Annotated in this window: 19 protein-coding genes and 2 riboswitches; of the genes, 15 read left to right on the top strand and 4 right to left on the bottom strand. The window is 53.0% G+C overall.

Going from position 1 to position 21,129, the window contains the following annotated elements; genetic code table 11:
* Positions 1-9: 9 nt before the first annotated feature.
* The 11 genes from ACZ2GZ_RS12970 (at position 10) to ACZ2GZ_RS12920 (ending at position 10,500) form a co-directional block, all read left to right on the top strand.
* On the top strand, positions 10-1,170 hold the full coding sequence (locus tag ACZ2GZ_RS12970) for an alanyl-tRNA editing protein (protein ID WP_214715574.1): 1,161 nt from the start codon (positions 10-12) through the stop codon (positions 1,168-1,170).
* Positions 1,164-1,592 (top strand): GNAT family N-acetyltransferase, encoded by a 429-nt coding sequence (locus ACZ2GZ_RS12965; protein ID WP_214715572.1) that lies wholly within the window; start codon positions 1,164-1,166, stop codon positions 1,590-1,592. The genes ACZ2GZ_RS12970 and ACZ2GZ_RS12965 overlap by 7 nt, the downstream gene beginning before the upstream one ends.
* 77 nt (positions 1,593-1,669) lie before the next feature.
* A riboswitch (Lysine riboswitch) is annotated at positions 1,670-1,850 on the top strand.
* Between the two features lie 114 nt (positions 1,851-1,964).
* Entirely contained in the window at positions 1,965-3,164 is a 1,200-nt protein-coding gene (locus tag ACZ2GZ_RS12960) for an aspartate kinase (RefSeq protein ID WP_021065226.1), read from the top strand.
* 12 nt (positions 3,165-3,176) lie between these two features.
* Positions 3,177-4,172 carry an aspartate-semialdehyde dehydrogenase gene (locus ACZ2GZ_RS12955; RefSeq protein WP_214715564.1) on the top strand — a complete coding sequence of 332 codons (996 nt, stop codon included), beginning with the start codon at positions 3,177-3,179 and terminating at the stop codon, positions 4,170-4,172.
* A 12-nt stretch (positions 4,173-4,184) separates the two neighbouring features.
* Positions 4,185-5,066 carry a 4-hydroxy-tetrahydrodipicolinate synthase gene (gene dapA / locus ACZ2GZ_RS12950; RefSeq protein WP_021065228.1) on the top strand — a complete coding sequence of 294 codons (882 nt, stop codon included), beginning with the start codon at positions 4,185-4,187 and terminating at the stop codon, positions 5,064-5,066.
* Positions 5,063-5,812 (top strand): 4-hydroxy-tetrahydrodipicolinate reductase, encoded by a 750-nt coding sequence (gene dapB / locus ACZ2GZ_RS12945; RefSeq protein WP_029596093.1) that lies wholly within the window; start codon positions 5,063-5,065, stop codon positions 5,810-5,812. Before dapA ends, dapB begins: the two co-directional genes overlap by 4 nt.
* Complete coding sequence (dapD, locus tag ACZ2GZ_RS12940) at positions 5,790-6,497, top strand: 2,3,4,5-tetrahydropyridine-2,6-dicarboxylate N-acetyltransferase (RefSeq protein ID WP_021065230.1); 708 nt, start codon at positions 5,790-5,792, stop codon at positions 6,495-6,497. Before dapB ends, dapD begins: the two co-directional genes overlap by 23 nt.
* Before the next feature lie 46 nt (positions 6,498-6,543).
* On the top strand, positions 6,544-7,470 hold the full coding sequence (locus ACZ2GZ_RS12935; RefSeq protein ID WP_021065231.1) for a branched-chain amino acid transaminase: 927 nt from the start codon (positions 6,544-6,546) through the stop codon (positions 7,468-7,470).
* A gap of 13 nt (positions 7,471-7,483) precedes the next feature.
* Positions 7,484-8,572 carry an alanine racemase gene (gene alr, locus ACZ2GZ_RS12930; RefSeq protein WP_021065232.1) on the top strand — a complete coding sequence of 363 codons (1,089 nt, stop codon included), beginning with the start codon at positions 7,484-7,486 and terminating at the stop codon, positions 8,570-8,572.
* A complete protein-coding gene (gene lysA / locus ACZ2GZ_RS12925) occupies positions 8,542-9,834 on the top strand; it encodes a diaminopimelate decarboxylase (RefSeq protein WP_058765694.1) in 1,293 nt (430 codons plus the stop codon). Before alr ends, lysA begins: the two co-directional genes overlap by 31 nt.
* Before the next feature lie 117 nt (positions 9,835-9,951).
* Positions 9,952-10,500 (top strand): nitroreductase family protein, encoded by a 549-nt coding sequence (locus ACZ2GZ_RS12920; protein ID WP_214715550.1) that lies wholly within the window; start codon positions 9,952-9,954, stop codon positions 10,498-10,500.
* A 143-nt stretch (positions 10,501-10,643) separates the two neighbouring features.
* Here the strand turns inward: ACZ2GZ_RS12920 and ACZ2GZ_RS12915 are convergent, their stop codons facing one another.
* Positions 10,644-10,823 (bottom strand): hypothetical protein, encoded by a 180-nt coding sequence (locus tag ACZ2GZ_RS12915; RefSeq protein ID WP_214802928.1) that lies wholly within the window; start codon positions 10,821-10,823, stop codon positions 10,644-10,646.
* A gap of 119 nt (positions 10,824-10,942) precedes the next feature.
* Positions 10,943-11,470 carry a gamma carbonic anhydrase family protein gene (locus tag ACZ2GZ_RS12910; RefSeq protein ID WP_029596089.1) on the bottom strand — a complete coding sequence of 176 codons (528 nt, stop codon included), beginning with the start codon at positions 11,468-11,470 and terminating at the stop codon, positions 10,943-10,945.
* A gap of 120 nt (positions 11,471-11,590) precedes the next feature.
* On the opposite strand from ACZ2GZ_RS12910, the gene ade reads away from it, so the two are divergent.
* The 3 genes from ade to ACZ2GZ_RS12895 all read left to right on the top strand — a co-directional run bounded on the left by ade (position 11,591) and on the right by ACZ2GZ_RS12895 (position 15,639).
* Positions 11,591-13,300: an adenine deaminase gene (gene ade, locus ACZ2GZ_RS12905; RefSeq protein WP_214715548.1), complete on the top strand. Its 1,710-nt coding sequence runs from the start codon at positions 11,591-11,593 to the stop codon at positions 13,298-13,300.
* Between the two features lie 117 nt (positions 13,301-13,417).
* On the top strand, positions 13,418-13,702 hold the full coding sequence (locus ACZ2GZ_RS12900; protein ID WP_021065238.1) for a hypothetical protein: 285 nt from the start codon (positions 13,418-13,420) through the stop codon (positions 13,700-13,702).
* A 57-nt stretch (positions 13,703-13,759) separates the two neighbouring features.
* Positions 13,760-13,934: riboswitch (Lysine riboswitch) on the top strand.
* A 112-nt stretch (positions 13,935-14,046) separates the two neighbouring features.
* Positions 14,047-15,639: a Na+/H+ antiporter NhaC family protein gene (locus tag ACZ2GZ_RS12895; protein ID WP_214715546.1), complete on the top strand. Its 1,593-nt coding sequence runs from the start codon at positions 14,047-14,049 to the stop codon at positions 15,637-15,639.
* Between the two features lie 113 nt (positions 15,640-15,752).
* Here the strand turns inward: ACZ2GZ_RS12895 and ACZ2GZ_RS12890 are convergent, their stop codons facing one another.
* Complete coding sequence (locus tag ACZ2GZ_RS12890; RefSeq protein ID WP_021065240.1) at positions 15,753-17,381, bottom strand: peptide ABC transporter substrate-binding protein; 1,629 nt, start codon at positions 17,379-17,381, stop codon at positions 15,753-15,755.
* 224 nt (positions 17,382-17,605) lie between these two features.
* On the opposite strand from ACZ2GZ_RS12890, the gene ACZ2GZ_RS12885 reads away from it, so the two are divergent.
* Positions 17,606-19,009, top strand: coding sequence for a basic amino acid/polyamine antiporter (locus ACZ2GZ_RS12885; RefSeq protein WP_021065241.1), 1,404 nt, complete (start codon positions 17,606-17,608; stop codon positions 19,007-19,009).
* Between the two features lie 41 nt (positions 19,010-19,050).
* Here the strand turns inward: ACZ2GZ_RS12885 and ACZ2GZ_RS12880 are convergent, their stop codons facing one another.
* Positions 19,051-21,093 carry a bifunctional diguanylate cyclase/phosphodiesterase gene (locus ACZ2GZ_RS12880; protein WP_058765698.1) on the bottom strand — a complete coding sequence of 681 codons (2,043 nt, stop codon included), beginning with the start codon at positions 21,091-21,093 and terminating at the stop codon, positions 19,051-19,053.
* Positions 21,094-21,129: the final 36 nt, after the last annotated feature.

The following is a 21,129-nucleotide window of genomic DNA, read 5'->3' as shown; positions in this document are numbered from 1 at the left end:
GCGATCAAGATGAAGCCATGGCAATTTGAAACGACGGTGACCGACGTGCGCACCGATGCGCGCGGGACGTGGGTCGCGCTTGAATCCACATTATTTTATGCGGAAGGCGGGGGCCAACCTCCGGACGTCGGAACACTCGACGGACAACCCGTTCTCGATGTGCAACGGGTCGAGGAGGTTGTCTGGCATTTAGTCGAACCGGGGCTCGAACGTGGGACGCTCGTGACCGGCATGGTCGATGAAGCGGTCCGTCACGACCACTCGATTCAACACACGGCTCAGCACGTGTTGACGGCTTTATTGGAAGACGAATACGGCATTCAGACGCTCAGCTTCGGCATCGGACAAGAGGAGTCGTCGCTTGAAATCGAGACAGAGACGCTCGATTGGACTCAAATCGAGTCGTTGGAACGAGACGTGCAACGCATCATCTTTGAGAACCGCCCCGTCTCCACGTACGAACTCGCGTCCGCAGAGGTCGAGGTCGATCGGTTACGCAAACCGACCGATCGCACCGGGATGATCCGGATCGTCGACATTGAGGGACTCGATTACAACGCGTGCGGTGGGACACATGTCGAGACGACCGGCCAACTTGGGATCGTCCATGTGACCTCGATGAAGAAAGTTCGTGGGAACGTTCGTTTGACGTATGTTGCCGGTCACCGGGCCTTGTCCGCCATCCATTCGTCACGGACGGCGTTGCGGACGATTCACCAAACGTTATCGACGACGAACGAGACGGTCGCTGCCCGTGTCCTAGAGGAACGAAATTTTCGTCTCGAGCGGGACAAGGAAGTGAAGGCGCTCGAGGCGCGCGTCGCGAAAGCGAAAGTCGCTGCCTTTTTGCAGGAAGACAATTACGTCATCACCCATATCGGTAAGACGGAAGCGGAGACGTTGACGACGACCATCGTCGAACGCATCGCCGCGACGGGCCGAATCGCTGTCGGAGCCAATCATACGGGTCAAAAGCTATGGCTCATGCATGACGGGACACATGACATCGCTATCGGTAAATTCTTAAAACGGACACTCGACGACCTCGGCATCGGTCGCGGTGGCGGCAGTCATAAACAAGCCCAGGCCCGATTCGAATCGGTCATCGAGTTGGAACGCGCGACGGCAGAAATCGTGAAACGGCTTCAGGAAGGAATGGTATCATGTTGAAGATTGAGCACGGCACGGAAGCAGAACTGATTGAACAGGCACGGGTTGTGCGAGCGACGGTGTTTATTCACGAGCAAGGCATCGCCCCTGAAATCGAGTATGATGAGCTTGACCCAGACTGCATCCATTTCGTCGGGACAGTGGACGGTGAGCCGGTGACGACGGCGCGTCTGCGTCCAATCGGTGACGCGGTCGGGAAAGTCGAGCGGGTCGCCACACTCGCTTCGGCGCGCGGCAACGGGTATGCGAAAGAGGTTATGCTCGCTATCGAGTCCGTCGCCCGGACGAGCGAGTTACATGAGCTCAAACTTGGCGCTCAACTGACGGCACTCCCTTTCTATGAGCGTCTCGGATACGAGGCGTGCGGTGACGAATTTTTAGACGCGGACATCCCGCATCGGATGATGAAGAAGACATGGTGATTGTTTTTAGAAATTTTCCTTTTTTCTAAAAAAAGGTTGGCAAGCCGGGATGCATTTGTTATAACTAAAACTAACAACTGACAGATAGAGGTTGCGAATGACATGAGTACGCTTGATCGACACGGACGCATTCCGGATCGAGCCGAAAGGGGAATTTCGCCGAAGTCGACGTTCGCATGCGTACGAACGAAGGCTGGGGTAGTCGTGAATAACGCCTACACTGCCATGGATGAAATGCCATGGAGCGCTATCTACGGAACGATTCTTTAATCGTTTTTCAACTGCGCGTACAAGCGGCAGACCGTAGGGAGAGTGCTTCCTACCGGTCTGCCGCTTTTTCTGTTGGTGGACATCATGAAAGTGGGGAACCTGATGACAACCGTATTGAAATTTGGAGGCAGCTCCGTTGCCACGATTGAACAAATCCAGGCCATTTCCGAATATTTACAGACACGGGCCGCGGCCGGAGAAAAACTTGTCGTCGTCGTCTCCGCGATGGGGAAAACGACTGACTCACTGTTGTCACTCGCCAAACAAATCACGGAACGCCCGATGATTCGTGAACTGGACCGCTTGCTCGCGGTCGGTGAGGAGCAGACGATCAGCCTGCTCAGCATCGCTTTAAACTCTCGAGGCGTGGCTGCCATCTCGCTTACCGGACAACAAGCCGGGATCGACACGATGGGCATTCACACGAAAAGTAAAATCAAGGCGATTCGCAAAGAAGTGCTCGAAGAGAAGCTCCGGACATATGACGTCGTCATCGTCGCCGGTTTCCAAGGTGTCAACGAGTTCGGTGATGTGACGACGCTCGGACGAGGCGGATCGGATACGACCGCTGTCGCCTTGGCCGCCGTCCTCAGCAAACGCTGTGAGATTTACACAGACGTCGCCGGTGTTTATACGGCTGACCCGCGCATCCATCCGACGGCCCGCCGATTAGATACCGTCTCGTATGACGAGATGATGGAGATGAGCGCGCTCGGGTCGAAAGTGATGGAGATGCGTAGCGTAGAGCTCGCGAAAAAATTTGATGTGAACATCTTTGTAGGAAAGACGCTTGCGAGCGAAGGAGGAACATGGATCATGGATATGACACAGGCGATGGAACAAAAAGCGGTGACGAGCGTGAGCGTCGTGAAGAACGTGCTCAGCGTCTCAATCAAACATATTCCACATTCGGTGGCAGGAGTTGCCGACATTTTCGAGAAATTGTCACAGCGTCATGTCAATATCGATATGATCAGTCAGACCGCGTTCGATGGTGAAGTATTCCTGTCGTTCACCTGTCCGCTCGATGAAGAAGCGTTTCTCGAAGAGGCGCTCGCGGAACTGACTGAGACGTTCCCACAAATCAAAATCGACCGTCATACCGAGCATGCGAAAATCTCGGTCGTCGGCATCGGCATGCGTGACGCGACCGGTGTCGCAGCCGAACTGTTCGCCACGTTCCGCGAGAGCGGAATCCCATTCTATCAAGTCACGACATCCGAGATTAGCATCTCGTACACGATTAACGAACAAGACGTCGAAGCAGCCGTCGCGGCCATCGCGACCCGCTTCAAGTTATAAGGAGGACGCCACATGTATAACGTAGCCGTCGTCGGTGCGACCGGTGCCGTCGGCCAAAAGATGATTGAAGTATTGACCGAGTATGAATTCCCGATTAACGAATTGATGTTGTACGCATCATCTCGTTCGGCCGGGAAGACCGTGAACGTGAACGGCAAGGACGTCGTCATCCGGGAACTGTCGGACGCGATTTATGCGGACCCAATCGATATCGCGCTCTTCTCAGCCGGTGGGAGCATCAGTGAACAATATGCGCCTCGCCTGAGTGAACAAGGTGTCATCGTCATCGACAACTCGAGTGCATTCCGGATGCAGGCGGACATTCCGCTCATCGTACCGGAAGTGAACCGAGTCGAACTGAGCCCGGACAAGACGCTCATCGCCAACCCGAACTGCTCGACGATCCAATCGGTCGTCGCGCTCGCACCACTCGCGGAAGTATACGGATTGACGCGTGTCGCCTATACGTCGTATCAAGCCGTCTCTGGCTCGGGCCAAAAAGGGATTGAAGACTTGGAACGCGGAGCACGTGGGGAAGAGCCGAAGAACTATCCGTATCCGATTTACGATAACGTCTTGCCACACATTGATGTGTTCTTAGAGAACGGTTATACGAAAGAAGAACAGAAGATGATTGAAGAGACACGCAAGATTTTAAACGCGCCGAACCTCGGTGTCACCGCAACATGTGTCCGTGTCCCGGTCCGCAACAGCCACGCCGTCTCCATCACAGTCACGCTCGACCGCGACGCGACGCTCGCCGAAGTGAAAGCCGTGCTCGCGGACGCGCCAGGTGTCGTCTTGATGGATAACCCAGCGGAGCTCGTCTATCCGACACCGCTCGATGCGAACGGGACAGACGACGTGTACGTCGGTCGTATCCGTGTCGACGAGTCACAGCCGAACACGTTCCATCTTTGGTGCGTCGCTGATAACGTTCGAAAAGGCGCGGCAGCGAACGCCGTCCAAATCGCCCAATGCATGATTGGGCAGACTGCTACGAAATAAGGGGGAGATTATATGTTCACAGGAGTCGCAACCGCACTCGCTACACCGTTTCAAGCAGACGGTCAGCTAAATCTCACAGCGTGGGAAGCGTTGATTGAAGATCAAATTAAAGAAGGTGTCAGCGGTCTCGTGATCGGGGGAACGACTGGTGAAGGCATGACCATCACGGACGAAGAGTTCGAGACGCTTCTCGTCAAAGCGATTGAAGTCGCTGCCGGCCGCGCCGTTATCATCGCCGGAACCGGATCGAACAACACGGCGCTCAGCATTCAAAAGACGAAACGGGCCGCCGAACTCGGAGCCGAGATGGCGATGGTCGTCACGCCTTATTACAACAAGTCGACGCAAGCGGGTCTGATTGCCCACTTCACAGCGATTGCCGACGCGTCACCGATTCCGCTCATGCTCTACAACGTACCATCGCGGACGGGCGTCGCCCTTGATCCGGCAACGGTTGGGGAACTCGCTGATCACCCACGCATCGCTGCGCTCAAAGAAGCGAGCGGGGATATCTCAGTGATGGCTCAAATGATGGCGCACGTACCGGAAGGGTTCCCAGTCTATTGCGGGAACGATGATCAAATCCTTCCTTATATGGCTTGGGGGGCGCAAGGTGTTGTCTCGGTCCTTTCGAACGTCTATCCGGGTGCGACGGTCGCATTAGCTGAAGCGCTCCTCGCCGGAGATTTGGAAACGGCACGCACATGGCAGCTCCGACTGCTCCCGGTCATCGACGAATTGTTCGCGGAAGTAAATCCGATTCCGGTCAAAGCAGCATTGAATGCACGCGGCTTCGAGTTCGGTGCACCACGTCTCCCGCTCGTCCCGATGAGCGCGACGGCCGAGGCCCGCTTGTTATCGGCAATGGAGCAGTTCAATGAGGTGAGACAGTGAACTTACTCATTCATGGATACGGCGCGATGGGACAGATCGTCGAAGAAGTCGCCCGGACACAAAACTTGACCGTTGCAGCCATCGTCTCACCGGCCGGAGGGGAACATCCCGTCTCGATACAAGATGTCGAGGCCGACGTCGATGTCGTCATCGACTTCTCGAACCCGGCGTTGTTGGATGACGTACTCGCGTTCGGGAAAGCCAAGCAAATCCCGCTCGTCATCGCGACGACGGGCTTCTCGGAAGCAGAGCTCGCCAAAATTGAAGCGGCGTCTCAGGAGATCCCGATTTTCCAGTCGTATAATACGTCTTATGGGATCGCGCTCCTGAAACAGTTGCTCGACCAACTCGTCCCGCTCACGCTCGGTTATGACATCGAAGTGATTGAGGCGCACCACCGCAAAAAAGTCGATGCACCGAGCGGGACGGCGGAATTGCTCGCCCGTGCCATCGAGGCGAAACGCGACGTGACACCGGTATATGACCGGACACCGCGCCGCGAAGCGCGTGCAGCCGATGAACTCGGCATGCATTCGGTACGCGGGGGGACGATTTTTGGAGAACATACCGTCCTCTTTGCCGGAGACGACGAAATGCTTGAATTGAAACACACGGCCCTGTCCAAACGCGTCTTCGCGAACGGGGCACTCGCTGCGGCGGCAACGATTCTTGACCGCCCAGCCGGACTATACAATTTAACGAACCTATACGAGGAGGCCACTCATGTTACTCACAAACGCTTATGAAATCGCGCAATACATTAAAGATGCCAAGAAAGAAACGCCTGTCAAATTGTACGTTAACGGTCAATTGGCCGGTCTGACAATCGAAGATGCCAAAGCTTTTGGAACAGACGAGTCGAAACTGTTCCTTACAACGGCTGAACGTGCGGCTGCTTTCCTAGAAGCGAACGCTGCCGTCATCACGGACACGCACCTCGAATACGATCGCCGGAACAGCGCCGTACCGATGCTCGATACGACGCAGTTGAATGCCCGCATCGAACCAGGTTCGTTCATTCGCGACCACGTTCAAATCGGAAACAACGTCGTCGTCATGATGGGTGCTGTCATCAATATCGGTGCCGTCATCGGTGACGGGTCGATGGTCGATATGAACGCGGTCATCGGTGCCCGCGGGACACTCGGGAAAAACGTCCACCTTGGCGCTGGCGCTGTCGTGGCGGGTGTTCTTGAGCCACCTTCAAAAGATCCGGTCATCATCGAAGACGGTGTCATGGTCGGTGCGAACGCCGTCATTTTGGAAGGCGTCCGCATCGGTGAAAATGCCGTTGTCGCAGCAGGTAGTGTCGTCACGCAAGACGTACCGCCAGGCGTCGTCGTTGCCGGTACACCAGCCCGCGTCATTAAGCAAAAAGATGAAAAAACCGCAGAAAAAACACAACTTGTTGATGACTTACGCTCCCTGTAACGTATAATAGACAGAAAATATCAAAAATGAATGGGAGAGTTGAACAATGGAACAGTATGGACAATGGATGTGGCAAGACGGGGCTTGGATCGAGCCGAGTGATGCGAACACGAGTATCATGACGCACGCAATTCACTACGGTAGTGGGTTCTTTGAAGGGATTCGGGCATACCACACAGAGGAAGGCCCGGCCATCTTCCGACTCCGTGAACACTTGGAGCGACTCGTTCGTTCGTGTGCATACTATCACGTCGACTTGCCGTACACGGTCGATGAGCTCGAACAAGCAACAATCGAATTGATTGAACGCAACGGATTTGAAGCTTGTTACATCCGCCCATTCGTTTTCCTCGGCACACCTTGGCAGGCACTCATGCCGACGCAGGAAACAAAAGTACACGTCGCGATCTCGTGCTGGCCGCTCGGCGAATATTTCAGCAAGACGGTCGGAATCCGTGCGAAAGTCGCCTCGTATCGCCGCGTCTCTTCGACGATGATGCCGATGCAAGCGAAAGCGGCAGCGAACTATATGAACTCGCAACTCCTTAAAGGAGAAGCGGTCCGTGATGGATATGACGAAGCGATTGCCCTCGACATGAACGGAAACGTCAGCGAGGCGAGCGTCGCCAACATCTTCCTCGTAAAAGGAAACAAAATTTTCACACCGTCACTCGATTGCTCGGTGCTCGACGGCATCACGCGTCAAACGGTAATCGAACTTGCCCGTGAGGAAGGGTTCGAGGTCATCGAACGCCACATCGGACGTGACGAACTATATGTCGCAGATGAGATTTTCTTGACAGGAACGGCGGCTGAAGTGACGAGCGTCATCGAAATCGACAATATTTCGATTGGTGGCGGCGTTCAAACGGTCGCGACGAATATGCTCTCGCGTTACCGTGAGGCTGTGACAGGACAAATCGCAGGCCACCGTGATTGGGTCACGTTCGTCAAAGCTGGAGTCAAAGAGTAAAGGAGTTTTTTGTATGGGAGTCACAATTGACTTGAATGCGGTTCGCGAAAACAAACGTCGGATTGAAGCGCTTGGCCGACCGGTGTTCGCCGTCGTAAAAAACAACGCCTATAACTTAGGGATGGAGCCAGTTGTGACGACACTGTACGAAGAAGGGGTGCGTCACTTCATGGTGACGACGCTTGACGAGGCGAGCGAGGTCCGGGCATCAGCTCCGGAAGCACGTGTTCTTGTCATGAACCCGGTATACGAGTGGACAAGCGTCCATCGTGACCAACTTGACGTCGCCATCGGTTCCTATGACTGGCTCGTCTCGCAACGGGACCAGCTCGACGGGGTCCGGCTTCATTTGAAGCTCGACGTCGGCATGAACCGCTTCGGTGCGAAGACGTTCCAGGAAGCGTTGGCCATCGTCGCCTTTTGCCAAGACGAGGGGCTCGATCTTGTCGGGTTATGTACACATTTCCCACTCGCTGACGCGGATAACGCCGAAATCGAGCACAGTGTGCACGTGGAGCGGTTCGCCGACTGGTCGAATCGTCTCATGGAGCGGCATACGTTCGACATCGTGCACGCAGCCAACAGTGCAGCGACGCTTCAAGCGGATCCGCGTCTCGGGCATTGCACGCACGTCCGTGTCGGTATCTTTCTCTATGGCTACTCTTCGGTCGAACCGGTCGATTGGCTCATCCCGGCGTTTCGCTGGGAAACAGAAGTCGTCGCCGTGCATGACATCGAGGCCGGTGCCCACGTCGGTTACGGTACGGGCTACACGGCCGAGACGAAAGAACGCATCGCCGTACTCTCGGTCGGCTATGGTGACGGACTCATGCGAGCCCGGCGCTTCTTACCAGCCCATATCGAAGGACGAGCCTATCCGTTCATCAGCAACATTTTCATGAGCCACAGTTTTTTACGCGTCGATGACACCGTACAAGTCGGAGATCGTGTGGAGCTGTATGGCCATCTTACGAAAATCGATGACGTGACCCGTACCGGTCACGCCAATAACTCAGAACAATTATGCGCACGCTCATGGCGTGTCCCGCATCGCTTTGAAGGAGGCAATGTATGTACACCACCAACCAATCAGTTTGTATGATCGAAGGCGTGTCCGTCCGTGAACTTCAAGCGACGTACGGGACACCGCTCTATATCATGAGCGAGCCTGAACTCGAACGTCGTCTCGACCTTGTCCGGAACGCGTTCCTCGACAAGTATCCGAACACGTACGCGCTGTACGCATCGAAAGCGATGTCGATTGCGGCCGTATACGATAAAGTGATGGCAGCGGGTCTGAGCATCGACGTCGTCTCGCGGGGCGAGATGTTCGTCGCGCTCCACGCCGGTGTCCCGGCTGACCGGATTCACGTCCACGGCTCGAACAAGACGGTGCAGGACATCACGTTCGCGCTCGAGAACGGAATTACCCACTTCACCATCGACAACATGCGTGAGATTGGGCTGTTGTCGGGTCTGGCCGCTGAGCAAGGGGTAGACGTCGATGTCTTGCTCCGCATCGTCCCACAAGTCGTAGGAGGCGCCCATGAGGCGATTCAGACGGGCGGGGTCGATACGAAGTTCGGCTTCCCGACCCATGATGATACGTATCTCGAAGCGATCAAAGCGACGCTACAAGCGGAACGACTGCAACTGCGAGGCATTCACTGTCACGTCGGCTCGCAGATTCAAGAACCGACGCTGTTCATCAATACGGTCAAAACGATGGTCAACTTCATCGAGACGATCCGTCAAGAGACGGGGTATACGGCCGACGTCTTGAATATCGGTGGCGGCTTCGGTGTCGCCTATCTCGAGTCGGACGACCCGCTCGACTTCGCCGACACGATGACGCAAGTGATGGACACGCTCGTCGCGGAAGTGGAACGCTTCGGCTTGCCGCTTCCGAAAATCGGCATTGAACCGGGCCGTTGGCTCGTCGCCAACGCCGGCGCGACGCTCTATGAAGTCGGGACGGTGAAAGAAGTGAGCGGTGTCCGCACGTACGTCTCGGTCGATGGAGGGATGACGGATAACATTCGTCCCGCTCTCTATGACGCTGAATATGACGTCATTGCGGCGACACGGATGGATGAAGCGAAGACGCTCGAGGCGAAAATCGTCGGGGCGTGCTGCGAGTCGGGAGACATCATCTCGAACCGTTCGCTTATCCCGCCGGTCGAAGCTGGTGATCTCTTGCTCGTCAAAGCGACGGGAGCGTATAACTTCTCGATGGCAAGCAACTATAACCAGATGCTCCGCCCGGCCGTCGTCTTCGTGAAAGACGGGACACATCGTCTCGTCGTCCGGAGACAGACGCTCGAAGACTTGGTCGCCTGTGAGATTGTCGGACAATCGACGTGACGCCATAAACGCATTCCTGATTCAGGGATGCGTTTTTTAATGGAAGTCGTTCTTCTTCAAATGAGAAATGCTTTTAATTATGATGGGGGAGAGAGAACAGAGGGGGAAGTGACTTCAATGGAAAAGACAGCAGGACAACAGTTGATTGAATCGCGGCGGACGATTCGCATATTCACGGAAGAACCAATTGCGACGAAAGTACTCTATGAGTTGTTGGCGTCAGCTCACCAAGCGCCGTTTCATAACAAAGTCGAACCGTGGAATCTCTATTTGTTCAACGGGGATGGAAAAGACGTCTTGCTTCAGGCGCTCGAGCCGGCGTTTCAAGATGGACCGGAATCGAAACGTGAAAAGATCGCCGGGCGGATTCGTAACGCGGCCGCATGTGTCTATGTAACGACGAAAGCGTTCGAGACGGACAAAGGGAAGAAAGATGCGCTACTCGCGACAGCGACGATGATTCAAAACTTTCATTTATTGTGTAGTGAGCAACAAATCGGCCTCGTCTGGCGGACGGGCGGTATTTTTGAGGATGCCAGGCTTCAAGAGATGATTGGAGCTGAAGGGGAGACGTTTGTCGGGTTACTCCAGCTCGGTCGTTACGAAGACGTGCCACCGACGAAGCAACGTCAATCGATTGACGCTAGTTTGACAATTTTTGAGTGAACGAAAAGGCCCGAGCGTAGGTGACTACGACCGGGCCAATCTTTATAGGTCAATGAGACTGAGCCGTTCATGTGAGCGCTCAGTTTATTTTTTTAACTTGGCTGCAAGCCAGTCTTGAATGACATTCGTTGGAATCATTGTGTTCACGTTCCCTCAGTTTTAATTTCTTTCTCTGTATTATTATCCAATTGCAGTCGTTCCCAAACCTCTCGATGTGTACCTTGTAGCGTATCATCGAACGAATCCTCGATATGCAGGCAATAGCTTGGGTTAACGGACGAAGCGTACAAGTCTAACATCAGTTCGGCATGATTTGGATACATACAAATTGGCCCCTTTCGACACGTCGGCTTGACTACATCCTCAGTATACAAAGGAAACATAAAGAAAAATCGGGGAAATCGTTAACATTTTATGAATCTTGTAAACGCTTTCACAAACTTTATGTGGATGTCAGTGGTTCACACGTCTGTCTGTACTGCTCGGCTCGCTTCGCATATTTGTTGACGGTCCGTTCCATGATGAAGCGATCTTCGTCGTTGAGCGGACGGACGACTTTGGCAGGCACGCCCATGACCATGACGCCTTCCGGAATTTGCATGTTCGGTGTGACGAGAGCACCAGCGGCGATGAACGAGCCCTTCCCGATTTTTGCCCCGTCGAGAACGGTGGCATGCATCCCGATGAGACAACCTTCTTCAATCTCACAGCCGTGAATCATCGCCATATGTCCGATGGAGACGCGGTCATGAATGACTGTCGGGGAACCTTCATATTGGTGGACCATCGATCCGTCTTGGATATTCACGTAAGAACCGATGCGAATCGGTCCCTCATCGCCTCGAATGACCGTGTTGAACCAGACGCCGGAATGGGCGCCGATGGTGACATCACCGATCACGTGGGATCCAGGTGCGAGAAAAACCGTCTCGTCAACTTGCGGCATCAATTTGCCTAATTTGTACTGCATAAGTGTAACCCCTTTCAAACAGATATGCTTTCATTGTCGCATAAGTTGAAAAAGAAATTGCACCTGAAAGATTATTCTTGTTAAGATAGTAAAAATACGTAGGAAAAAGGAGACACACAGATGGAGAAACAACATTTGATCGACATCGCGGCGAAGAAAAAGAAAGCAGCGGTCGTCTTTAAAGATGTGGCGGTCATCGACGTCTACAGTCGTGAGATGATTCGCACGGATGTCGCTATCGATGCGGGATACATCGTGGCCATCGGGGACGGCTACGAAGGGGAGACGGAATACCACGACCCGTCCTGGACGCTCGCACCGTCGTTCATCGATTCACACGTCCATATTGAATCATCGATGGTACCGCCTCACGAGTTCGCCAAGGCGGTCCTGCCGCTCGGAGTCACGACGGTCATCGCCGATCCGCATGAGATTGCGAACGTCAACGGGGCGCTCGGAATTGAGTATATGTTGGCGGATGCCAAAGGCTTGCCGCTCGATGTGCGCATGATGCTCCCAAGCTGTGTGCCGGCGACACCGTTCGAGCACGCAGGTGCGAAGCTATACGCCGAGGACTTGGCACCGTTTTTAGGAGATCCGGGCGTCCACGGTCTCGGCGAAGTGATGGACTATCCGTCCGTCGAGTCGGGGAGTGCGGATATGCTTCAAAAGATCGCCCAGACAGAACTTGCCGGAAAAGTCGTCGACGGTCATGCCTCAGGTCTTGGCCCGGATCAGTTGAACGTGTATCGCACGGCCGGCATCATGACCGATCATGAGTGTACGACGGCTGAGGAGGCGCTCGAACGGGTGCGTCGCGGCTTTTACGTTCAAATTCGTGAAGGGTCGGTTGCCCGGAACGTGGAAAAAGTCAGCCGGGCCATCACGGAGAGCAACGCCCACCGGTTCTTATTCTGTACGGACGATAAGCATTTGGACGATCTCGTCGTTGAGGGTGGGATCGACTACAACATTCGCATGGCCATCAAACAAGGCGTCAAGCCAGAGACGGCCTATGCCGTTGCCAGTCTGCACGCGGCCGAGGCGTATGGATTAACCGACGTGGGTGCTATCGCCCCGGGCAAGCGCGCGAACTTTGTCATCTTGTCAGACGTCGAATCGGTAACGATTGACACCGTCTACGTGAACGGGAAAGTCGTCGCTAAAGATGGTAAGGCGACGTTCGAGGCTGACGGGATTGAAGTGCCGAAACCGATGAAAGGTGAGCTGAAGCTGCCGGACTTGACGGCGGATTCGTTCCGTTTGGCCGTAAAGGAAGAAGCGGTCGATGTGATTCAAGTATTGCCGAATAGTCTCTTGACGAAGCGACAGCGTCTGGTCTTCACACCTGACGCGTCCGGAGCCGACCTCAAGCAAGATATCGCCACGCTCGCCGTCATCGAACGCCACCACGGGACGGGTCATATGGCCCTCGCACCGGTAACCGGTTTCGGCTTGAAACGAGGGGCGCTCGCGGCCACGGTCGCGCACGACAGCCATAACCTCGTCATCGCCGGGGTGAGCCCGGACGATATGTTGCTCGCTGCCGAGACGCTTGAAAAAGTGGGCGGTGGGGTCGTCGCGGTGTCAGAAGGCAAGGTGCTGGCCGTCTTACCGCTTGAAATTGGTGGACTCATGACGAAACGTCCGTATGCGGAAGTGGCGGACGTGCTCGAACAGTTGAACGATGCGCTCGACGTCGTCGGGGCCCATCGTCACTTCAACCCGTATTTGACGATGTCGTTCCTGGCGCTTCCGGTCATCCCGGATTTGAAATTGACCGATATGGGACTATTCGACGTGACGACGTTCTCATTCATCGAGTCGTAAGTCAGTCTAACGTATGATTTTTGTTAAGAACGACCCGAAACGATTGAACGGCTCGGCTTAAGTTGGTATAGTTACGACAAGTTTCATCGGTAAATATGGAAAGGGGGGATATCACAGATGGAACAAGTTGCTTACAACCGGTCGTATGATGAACATGGGGATTTGATCAATTCTGTATATCGTGCCTTCCAAGACCGATGTCAAGAATTGCCCGACGAGACGCGGACGAAACGGCGATTGCGTCACCTTATTTTCTTAACGATTAAAGAACATACGACGTCACACGCCGAGCGTTTTGTCTTATATCATTTCTTTAGTGATTTCTTTAAAGCGGTCGAGTCAGACGACCAGGCTGCACTCGCGGTGTTGAAACAAATCATCCGAGATGAAAAAAACTATTGATTAGTCACTATGACCTATGATAATTTAGACGTAACTTTAAATGAATATTCGTGCTATCGATGAGGTAGAGGTGCGATGCTGATGAGTAAGTAGTCCGAGGATGACAACGGTGAAGACTACAGAAAGGCAAGATCGCCGAAGTGTAAAGTCATGTCTCTGACTTTGTGCTGGGCTGACGGGAAATACCCGTCAGACTGCCATACATATTTACGTATGGAGCGCTCCAAGTCGGCTAAGAAAGACGGAACATCCAGCGAGGGTGTCGGCTTTGTTGCCGATGCCCTCGCTTTGCGTTTTTTTAAGCATAGGGGGGCCTCATCTCTAACAAAAGAGGAGGAAATCACATGGTAGATTATTCAACTTCGGTACTCTCACTCGTACCGGCTTTATTGGCCATTATTATGGCCATCACAACACGGAAAGTCATTCCGTCACTCGGTGTCGGGATTATTGCAGGGGTCTTATTGCTTCACAATTTTAACCCGCTCGAATCGATTCAATATTTGTGGTCGAACGTCATCGCATTATTCTGGGCCGACGGAGCCATTAATGAATGGAACGTGCTCTTGATTGCGTTCTTGCTCTTGCTTGGGATTTTGTCATCGATCATCCAAACGTCGGGCGGCGCCCGCGCGTTCGGAGAGTGGGCCGCTTCAAACGTCAAGACAGCCCGTGGTGCTCGTCTCGTCTCGTTCGGACTTGGGATTTTAATTTTCATCGACGATTACTTTAACAGTTTAGCCGTCGGGAACATCAGCCGACCGCTCACAGACCGTAAAAAAGTATCACGTGCAAAACTCGCCTACATGATTGACTCGACTGCCGCACCGGTCTGCGTCATCAGCCCGCTCTCGAGTTGGGGAGCTTATATCATCGCCATCATCGCAGGTATCCTGGCGAAGTATTCGATTGATAGCTACTCATCGTTCTCAGCGTTCATCCAAATCATCCCGATGAACTTCTACGCGGTATTCGCGCTTCTCTTGACGGCTTACGTCGCCTACACGGGACTTGCCATCGGACCGATGCGCACACATGAACTCCGTGCCCTCCAAGGGGAGCTCTACGATACATCGAAAGGTGCACCGATGGGGATGAGTGAAGACTTGAACGAACATGAAGGCGGAAAAGTACGTGACTTGATCGTTCCGATTATTGCCTTGATTATCGCGACGGTGTCGGCCATGCTCTACACGGGCGGACAGGCGCTTGCCGCTGACGGTCAGAGCTTCTCGTTGATCGGAGCGTTCGAATCAACAGACGTGACACGTTCACTCGTAACGGGTGCTGTCATCAGCTTGATTGTTGCCCTCTTATTGTTGATTGGCCGCAAGATTCCGGCGAAAGACTATGGACAAGCGACATGGGGCGGAATTCGCGCCATGTGGCCAGCCGTGCTCATCTTGTTGTTTGCTTGGACGATTATCGCCGTCATCGGTGACATGAAGACAGGTGACTACTTGGCAAGTTTCGTTACGGATTCGATTTCACCATCTTACTTGCCGTTCCTCTTGTTCATGATCGCCGGTCTCATGGCGTTCTCGACAGGAACGAGCTGGGGAACGTTCGGTCTCATGCTTCCAATCGGAGCCGATTTGATTATGGCAGTCGAGCCGGAGCTCTTGCTTCCGACACTTGCCGCTGTTCTCGCCGGAGCGGTGTTCGGAGACCACTGTTCACCAATCTCGGATACGACGATTCTCAGTTCGACGGGTGCCGGATCGCACCATATCGACCACGTGTTGACGCAACTTCCATACGCGTTGATTGCGGCTAGTGTGTCGGCGGTCGGATATTTGGTCCTCGGTATCTCAGGCTCGATGTGGGTCGGATTCTTCACGGCACTTGCGACATTCGTTGTCTTGCTCGTGATCGCGCAAATCATTTCAAAACGTGGACGCGTACCAGCCGATATGCGGGCTGAGCGCGAAGCGTAATCATCTAGATAAGGGACGTACCACAACTTCGTGGTACGTCCCCTTTTTTTGCGTCACAACGGCATAGCCCCAACAAACAAACCCTACCGCAAGCAAGCGGCAGGGTTTGTGGGTTAGTTGACGTCCAACCATTTGAAGCTAGCGTCAGCTCCGAACGGGTGGCGGTACATGTTTTCGATGTTTGAACGCTCAAGGTAAGCTTCACCTTTTTGGTAAATCGGTGCGATCGCGAAATCATCTTCGAGCAAGATGCGTTCGGCTTCTTGCATCGCTTCCCAGCGTTTCATTTGATCGGCTTCTTGTTTCGCGCCTTGAATCAACTTGTCGTACTCGTCGTTCGAGTAAGCCATGCGGTTGAACGGACCGTCTGTGACCCACATGTCGAGGTACGTCATCGGATCTTGATAGTCAGGACCCCAACCGGCAGCGGAGACGTCATAGTCGCCAGCACCTTCAAGTTCAAGGAAGTTTTTGAACGGCTGTTGCTTAATGTTAAGTGTGAGGCCAGGAAGGTTCTTCTCGAGCTCACCTTTGATATACTCGTTGACTTTCTTGAACGCTTCTTCGTCACGTGAGAGGAACTCAAGTTCGATTGTCTCGACACCGAGTTCGGCAAGACCTTTCTCCCATGCAGCTTTCGCCTCGTCGACGTTATAGCTTTGAAGGTCTGGATACTTCTCGCGGAAGTCAGCTCCATCTTCTGTGAACGTGAAGTCTTTCGCGACGATATAGTTGGCCGGCTGTGAACCGTCCGTCAAGATGACGTCTGTGACGCCTTGCTTATCGAAGCCTTTTGCGAGTGCCTCACGAATGTTGACGTTTTGAAGTGATTCGTTCTTCTGGTTGAAACGAAGGAAGTTGATTCGTGCGTCGGCACGTGTCTTGAACTCATCCGAGTCTTGGAATTGTGGAACGAATTCAGATGACAAGAGCGTGTAATCGACTTCGCCCGATTCGAACAAGTTGACGCCCGTCGCGACTTCTTTAACGACCTTGACGTTGATCGTATCCATCTTGACGTTTTCAGCGTCCCAATACTCAGGGTTCTTTTTATAGACCCAACCTTCATTGTCTTGCCAGCTATCTAACACGTATGGTCCGTTGTAAAGTGTCTTATCGACAGCTGTCGCAAACGACTCGCCTTGTTCTTCGACGAACTCTTGCTTTTGCGGCATGTACGTCGGGAATCCTGTCAACCCGAGGAAGTAAGGGGCAGGTGCCTCCAATTGTACTTCGAGTGTCTTCTCATCGAGCGCTTTCGCGCCAAGCGTATCGAGTTCTTCTTCGCCTGCGAGAATCTTATTGGCGTTTTTCAAATCTTGAAGGATATACGCGTACTCGGCACCTGTCTCAGGATTGAGGGCACGTTTCCATGAGTAGACGAAATCTTCAGCTGTGACCGGTGAACCGTCTGACCAGTTCGCGTCACGCAATTTGAAGGTGTATGTAAGTCCATCTTCTGAAATTTCTACGTCTTCAGCAATTCCCGGTACCGGTTGGTTATTTTCATCCAGACGATACAGTCCCTCGAAGACGTTGTTCGTCACGATGATTGACGTCGAGTCCGTTGTGAGCGTCGGATCGAGCTGTGGTAAATCTGTCGCCGAGACGAGCGTGATTTCCTTTTTCGCATCACTTGATGAAGACCCTTCAGACGAATCTGTTGTTTCTTCTCCGCCGCCACATGCTGCTGTCGCAAGCAAAGCGACACCCGATAAAGCTAACCATTTTTTGTTGCGCATTGTGTTACCTCCCGAAAATTCTGATTGTTTCGAATATATTGCAATTAAACTACAAACAAGATGAATGCGCAATAAAATTTTTTAAATTATTCGAAAATATAAACATTAGTAAAACACCTATCTAAACACCATTAGTTTCAGTAGAATAAGGAAATCATCGAATGATTATACATTATCGATGTATAGTTATTCGTCAGACGTCAACTTTTTGTGGAGGGTTTTAAATGAAGTCACAGTCAGCCGGAATCGGCTTTTTTGGGCTCGCTGCCATGGTCGTTGGAACGATGATTGGCGGAGGCGCATTTAATTTACCGGGAGCGATGGCACAAGGTGCTGGAGTCGGTTCGGTGTTAATCGGATGGACGATCACCGGTATCGGGATGGTCATGCTCGCGTTCGTGTTTCAATTTTTAGCTAATACACGTCCTGAACTTGAAGGTGGGATTTACGCCTATGCGAAAGAAGGATTCGGCAAGTTTGTCGGATTCAATAGCGGGTGGGGCTACTGGATGTCGGCATGGATCGGGACGGTCGCGAACATCACGTTAATCTTCAGCACGCTCAGCTACTTCTTCCCGATCTTTTCGGCCGAGCACCGGACGTTCCGCTTACTTATGAGCGCGGTCGTCATTTGGGGGTTGTTTTGGATTATCTCACGCGGGATGAGAGAAGCGGCACTACTCAATATCGTCACGACAATCGCCAAGCTCGTCCCGATTTTTTTATTTATTGTCCTCATCTTGTTTGCGTTTCGGATCGATACGTTCCAAATCGACTTCTGGGGTCAATCGGGATTCAGCTGGTCACAAGTGTTCCCGCAAGTGAAGTCGACGATGCTCGTGACGCTTTGGGCGTTCGTCGGGATTGAAGGGGCGGTCGTCCTATCATCACGTGCCCGCCACAAACGAGACGTCGGTCGTGCGACGGTGATCGGACTCGTCGGAACGCTTGTCATTTATATGATGATCTCGATTTTATCGTTCGGGGTGATGACCCAGGAACAACTTGCGGCACTTTCGGAACCGTCGATGGCGTACGTGCTCGAGGCCGTCGTCGGACCGGTCGGTGCGACCATCATTAACATCGGACTCCTCGTCTCGCTCTCGGGTGCCCTGCTCGGTTGGACGATTCTCGCGACGGAGATTTCGTACGTCGCCAGTCGTGACGGCGTGTTTCCGAAACTGTTCAATCGGCTCAATCGAAATGAGACGCCGGTGAGTGCCTTGTTCATTACACAAGCGTTCACGCAACTCGTCACCATCATCGCTCTCTTCTCGGAACAGACGTACTTGGTGCTCTCGAGCATCGCTGGCATCGCGGCGCTCGTGCCGTATTTGTTCTCGGCCTTGTTCGGTTGGAAAGAGGCACGGCGGACCGGAACACGCCCGATGCTCGTCATGTCCGGGATTGCGACCGTTTATGCGGCCTGGCTCCTTTATGCGTCAGGTGTCGAGTATATGCTCATCGCCATGATTTTGTACGCGCCAGGCGTGTTCGTCTTCATGTTGGCCGAACGCGAACAAGGCCGGCCGTACCTCAGCCGGTTGCAATACATGATTGCGGTCGTCATCCTCTTGGCAGCCACGTACGGTGTCTATGGACTATGGACGGCGACAATTAGCCTATAATAAAAAGTCATCGTACGTCGGGAGACGCGCGATGACTTTTTTCATTGACTGTTGTCCGTCAATAAGCGAACGACTTCAATTGGAGGAAGCGGCTTGGCGTACAAGAACCCTTGGAACGAGTCGCAAGCGGTTTGTTTCAAGTGGTCGAGCATCTCTTGATCCTCGACACCCTCGGCTACGACGTGCAGATTCAGGCTCTTGCCGAGGTGGACGATGACATCGAGTAAGTGTGACTTCGACGTCAACCAATCATCGAGGAAGACTTTATCGATTTTTAGCTCGTCGACCGGGAACGACTTCAAATATTGCAGTGACGAGAAGCCGGTCCCGAAGTCGTCGATGGATAGGCGATAATCGAGACGTTTGATTTGATCCATCCGGGCGATAATCTCGTCCGTCTGCTGCATGACGAGACTCTCGGTGATCTCGAGGATGATGTCGGACGGGTTCAAATTGAGCTGTTGCTTGATATTCCGGAGCGTATTGATGAAGCTGTCGCTCCGGAATTGATTCGGTGAAATGTTGACGGCCATCGACAACGGGCGGTCGACGAGTTGCTGCCAGACTTTCAACTGTTTGGCCGCCTCGAGAATGACCCAGTTGTTGATTGGGACGATGAGTGCCATCTCCTCGGCGAGCGGGATGAACTCTGAAGGTGGGATCTGTCCGAGTTCATCATGATGCCAACGGAGAAGCGCCTCGAACCCGATGAGCGTGTCAGTCTTTAACTCATATTTTGGTTGATATTCTAAATAGAAATGTTTTTCTTCAAGTGCTTGATAAAGTGCTTTCTCGATATGGATTTGACGTGAGAACGCATCGTCCATATCTTTCGTGACGAACTGGATCGTCCCGACACCGATTCGTTTGCCTTTGAACAGGGCGCTCTCGGCGCGCGTGTACAGTTCTTCTAATGAAGATGTGGCGGACGGATAGAAGACGCACCCGATGGAAATCGATACCATGATGGAGTGATGATAAATCCGGAACGGACGCTGCAATTCATGTTGCAGTTGGCGCAGCAACTGGAACACTTCTTCTTTCGACTGTTCAAAGAAAATCAACCCGAACAAACCGCCCGACGGATGGAACATGACGCTCGTCTCAGGCAAGAACTGCGCGGCCCGGTCCTTGATTTGAAGGAGCAATTCGTTGCCGACGCGTGAACCAAACGATTCATTGATGATTTTGAAGCGATCGATATCGAACAAGGCGACGTGAACCAAGCCATCTCCCTGATCGACATCCGTCAACACGTGGCTGTACTGACGGAGCCATCCTTTCTTGTTCAAGAGTCCGGTCAAATCGTTATGGTACGCGAGATAATTGACCTCTTGCTCGAGTCGCTTTTTATCTGAGACGTCAAAGCCGAAGGCGGTATACTGTACAATTTCGCCTTCATCACTCAGAATCGGGACGACCGTCAAATTGAGCCAACACATGTTGCGGACATGCCGCTCGGAACGGACAGGCATTTCACCGTTCCAGATGCGGTCGGTCGTAAGTGCTTGAAGCACGTCCTCGGCAAGCGGATGATTCTCAAATGACGGATGGATGAGCTCGAACCAGTTACGACCGATGAATTGATGATCGGGTGCGCCGATTAACCCGCATAGCAACGGATTGATTTCTGTAATCTCGCCGTAAGCGTTTGTTGCCAAATAATACGTCGATTGTTCAATCATCGCTTGAAAGTGGTGAAGCAGATTGAACTGTTCCGTGCTGATGAGCGGCCCAAATCCTTTCGGCAGGAACGCAAGGAAGTACCCCGTATAGTCGTTGATGGAAAAAGATTGTAAATAAGCAGTCGCATAGACGACTGATCCGTTTTTATGTTTGAACGGCGTCATCGCCGTCGTCGAGAACGGATATTGAAGGAGCATCGGTGACCAGGATTCAAGCGCATCCTGTAAGTGTTGGACAACAGGGAGCGGATGGTGAAGCACCTCGTCTCGTCCCCATCCGAACAGCGTTTCCGCATATTCGTTCCACAGCAGGACGTTGCCATCGAGATTGATGTAACAGCATGGGACAGATAAAGCATCGATAAACTCGTCAATCGGCAAATCACGCAATGAAGCCACATTGTTTCCTCCAATCTACATCAAATGAATCATATT

This window comes from Exiguobacterium sp. KKT215 (assembly GCF_055635335.1).
The sequence above is the reverse complement of the archived record's forward strand: the minus strand, read 5'-3'. Positions and strand labels throughout refer to the sequence as shown.

Bases quoted from the DNA above. Each gene is read 5' to 3' on its own strand.
- ACZ2GZ_RS12970 (WP_214715574.1), top strand. From the start codon at position 10: ATGAAGCCATGGCAATTTGAAACGACGGTGACCGACGTGCGCACCGAT.
- ACZ2GZ_RS12965 (WP_214715572.1), top strand. From the start codon at position 1,164: ATGTTGAAGATTGAGCACGGCACGGAAGCAGAACTGATTGAACAGGCA.
- ACZ2GZ_RS12960 (WP_021065226.1), top strand. From the start codon at position 1,965: ATGACAACCGTATTGAAATTTGGAGGCAGCTCCGTTGCCACGATTGAA.
- ACZ2GZ_RS12955 (WP_214715564.1), top strand. From the start codon at position 3,177: ATGTATAACGTAGCCGTCGTCGGTGCGACCGGTGCCGTCGGCCAAAAG.
- dapA (WP_021065228.1), top strand. From the start codon at position 4,185: ATGTTCACAGGAGTCGCAACCGCACTCGCTACACCGTTTCAAGCAGAC.
- dapD (WP_021065230.1), top strand. From the start codon at position 5,790: ATGTTACTCACAAACGCTTATGAAATCGCGCAATACATTAAAGATGCC.
- ACZ2GZ_RS12935 (WP_021065231.1), top strand. From the start codon at position 6,544: ATGGAACAGTATGGACAATGGATGTGGCAAGACGGGGCTTGGATCGAG.
- alr (WP_021065232.1), top strand. From the start codon at position 7,484: ATGGGAGTCACAATTGACTTGAATGCGGTTCGCGAAAACAAACGTCGG.
- lysA (WP_058765694.1), top strand. From the start codon at position 8,542: ATGTACACCACCAACCAATCAGTTTGTATGATCGAAGGCGTGTCCGTC.
- ACZ2GZ_RS12920 (WP_214715550.1), top strand. From the start codon at position 9,952: ATGGAAAAGACAGCAGGACAACAGTTGATTGAATCGCGGCGGACGATT.
- ACZ2GZ_RS12915 (WP_214802928.1), bottom strand. From the start codon at position 10,823: ATGTATCCAAATCATGCCGAACTGATGTTAGACTTGTACGCTTCGTCC.
- ACZ2GZ_RS12910 (WP_029596089.1), bottom strand. From the start codon at position 11,470: ATGCAGTACAAATTAGGCAAATTGATGCCGCAAGTTGACGAGACGGTT.
- ade (WP_214715548.1), top strand. From the start codon at position 11,591: ATGGAGAAACAACATTTGATCGACATCGCGGCGAAGAAAAAGAAAGCA.
- ACZ2GZ_RS12900 (WP_021065238.1), top strand. From the start codon at position 13,418: ATGGAACAAGTTGCTTACAACCGGTCGTATGATGAACATGGGGATTTG.
- ACZ2GZ_RS12895 (WP_214715546.1), top strand. From the start codon at position 14,047: ATGGTAGATTATTCAACTTCGGTACTCTCACTCGTACCGGCTTTATTG.
- ACZ2GZ_RS12890 (WP_021065240.1), bottom strand. From the start codon at position 17,381: ATGCGCAACAAAAAATGGTTAGCTTTATCGGGTGTCGCTTTGCTTGCG.
- ACZ2GZ_RS12885 (WP_021065241.1), top strand. From the start codon at position 17,606: ATGAAGTCACAGTCAGCCGGAATCGGCTTTTTTGGGCTCGCTGCCATG.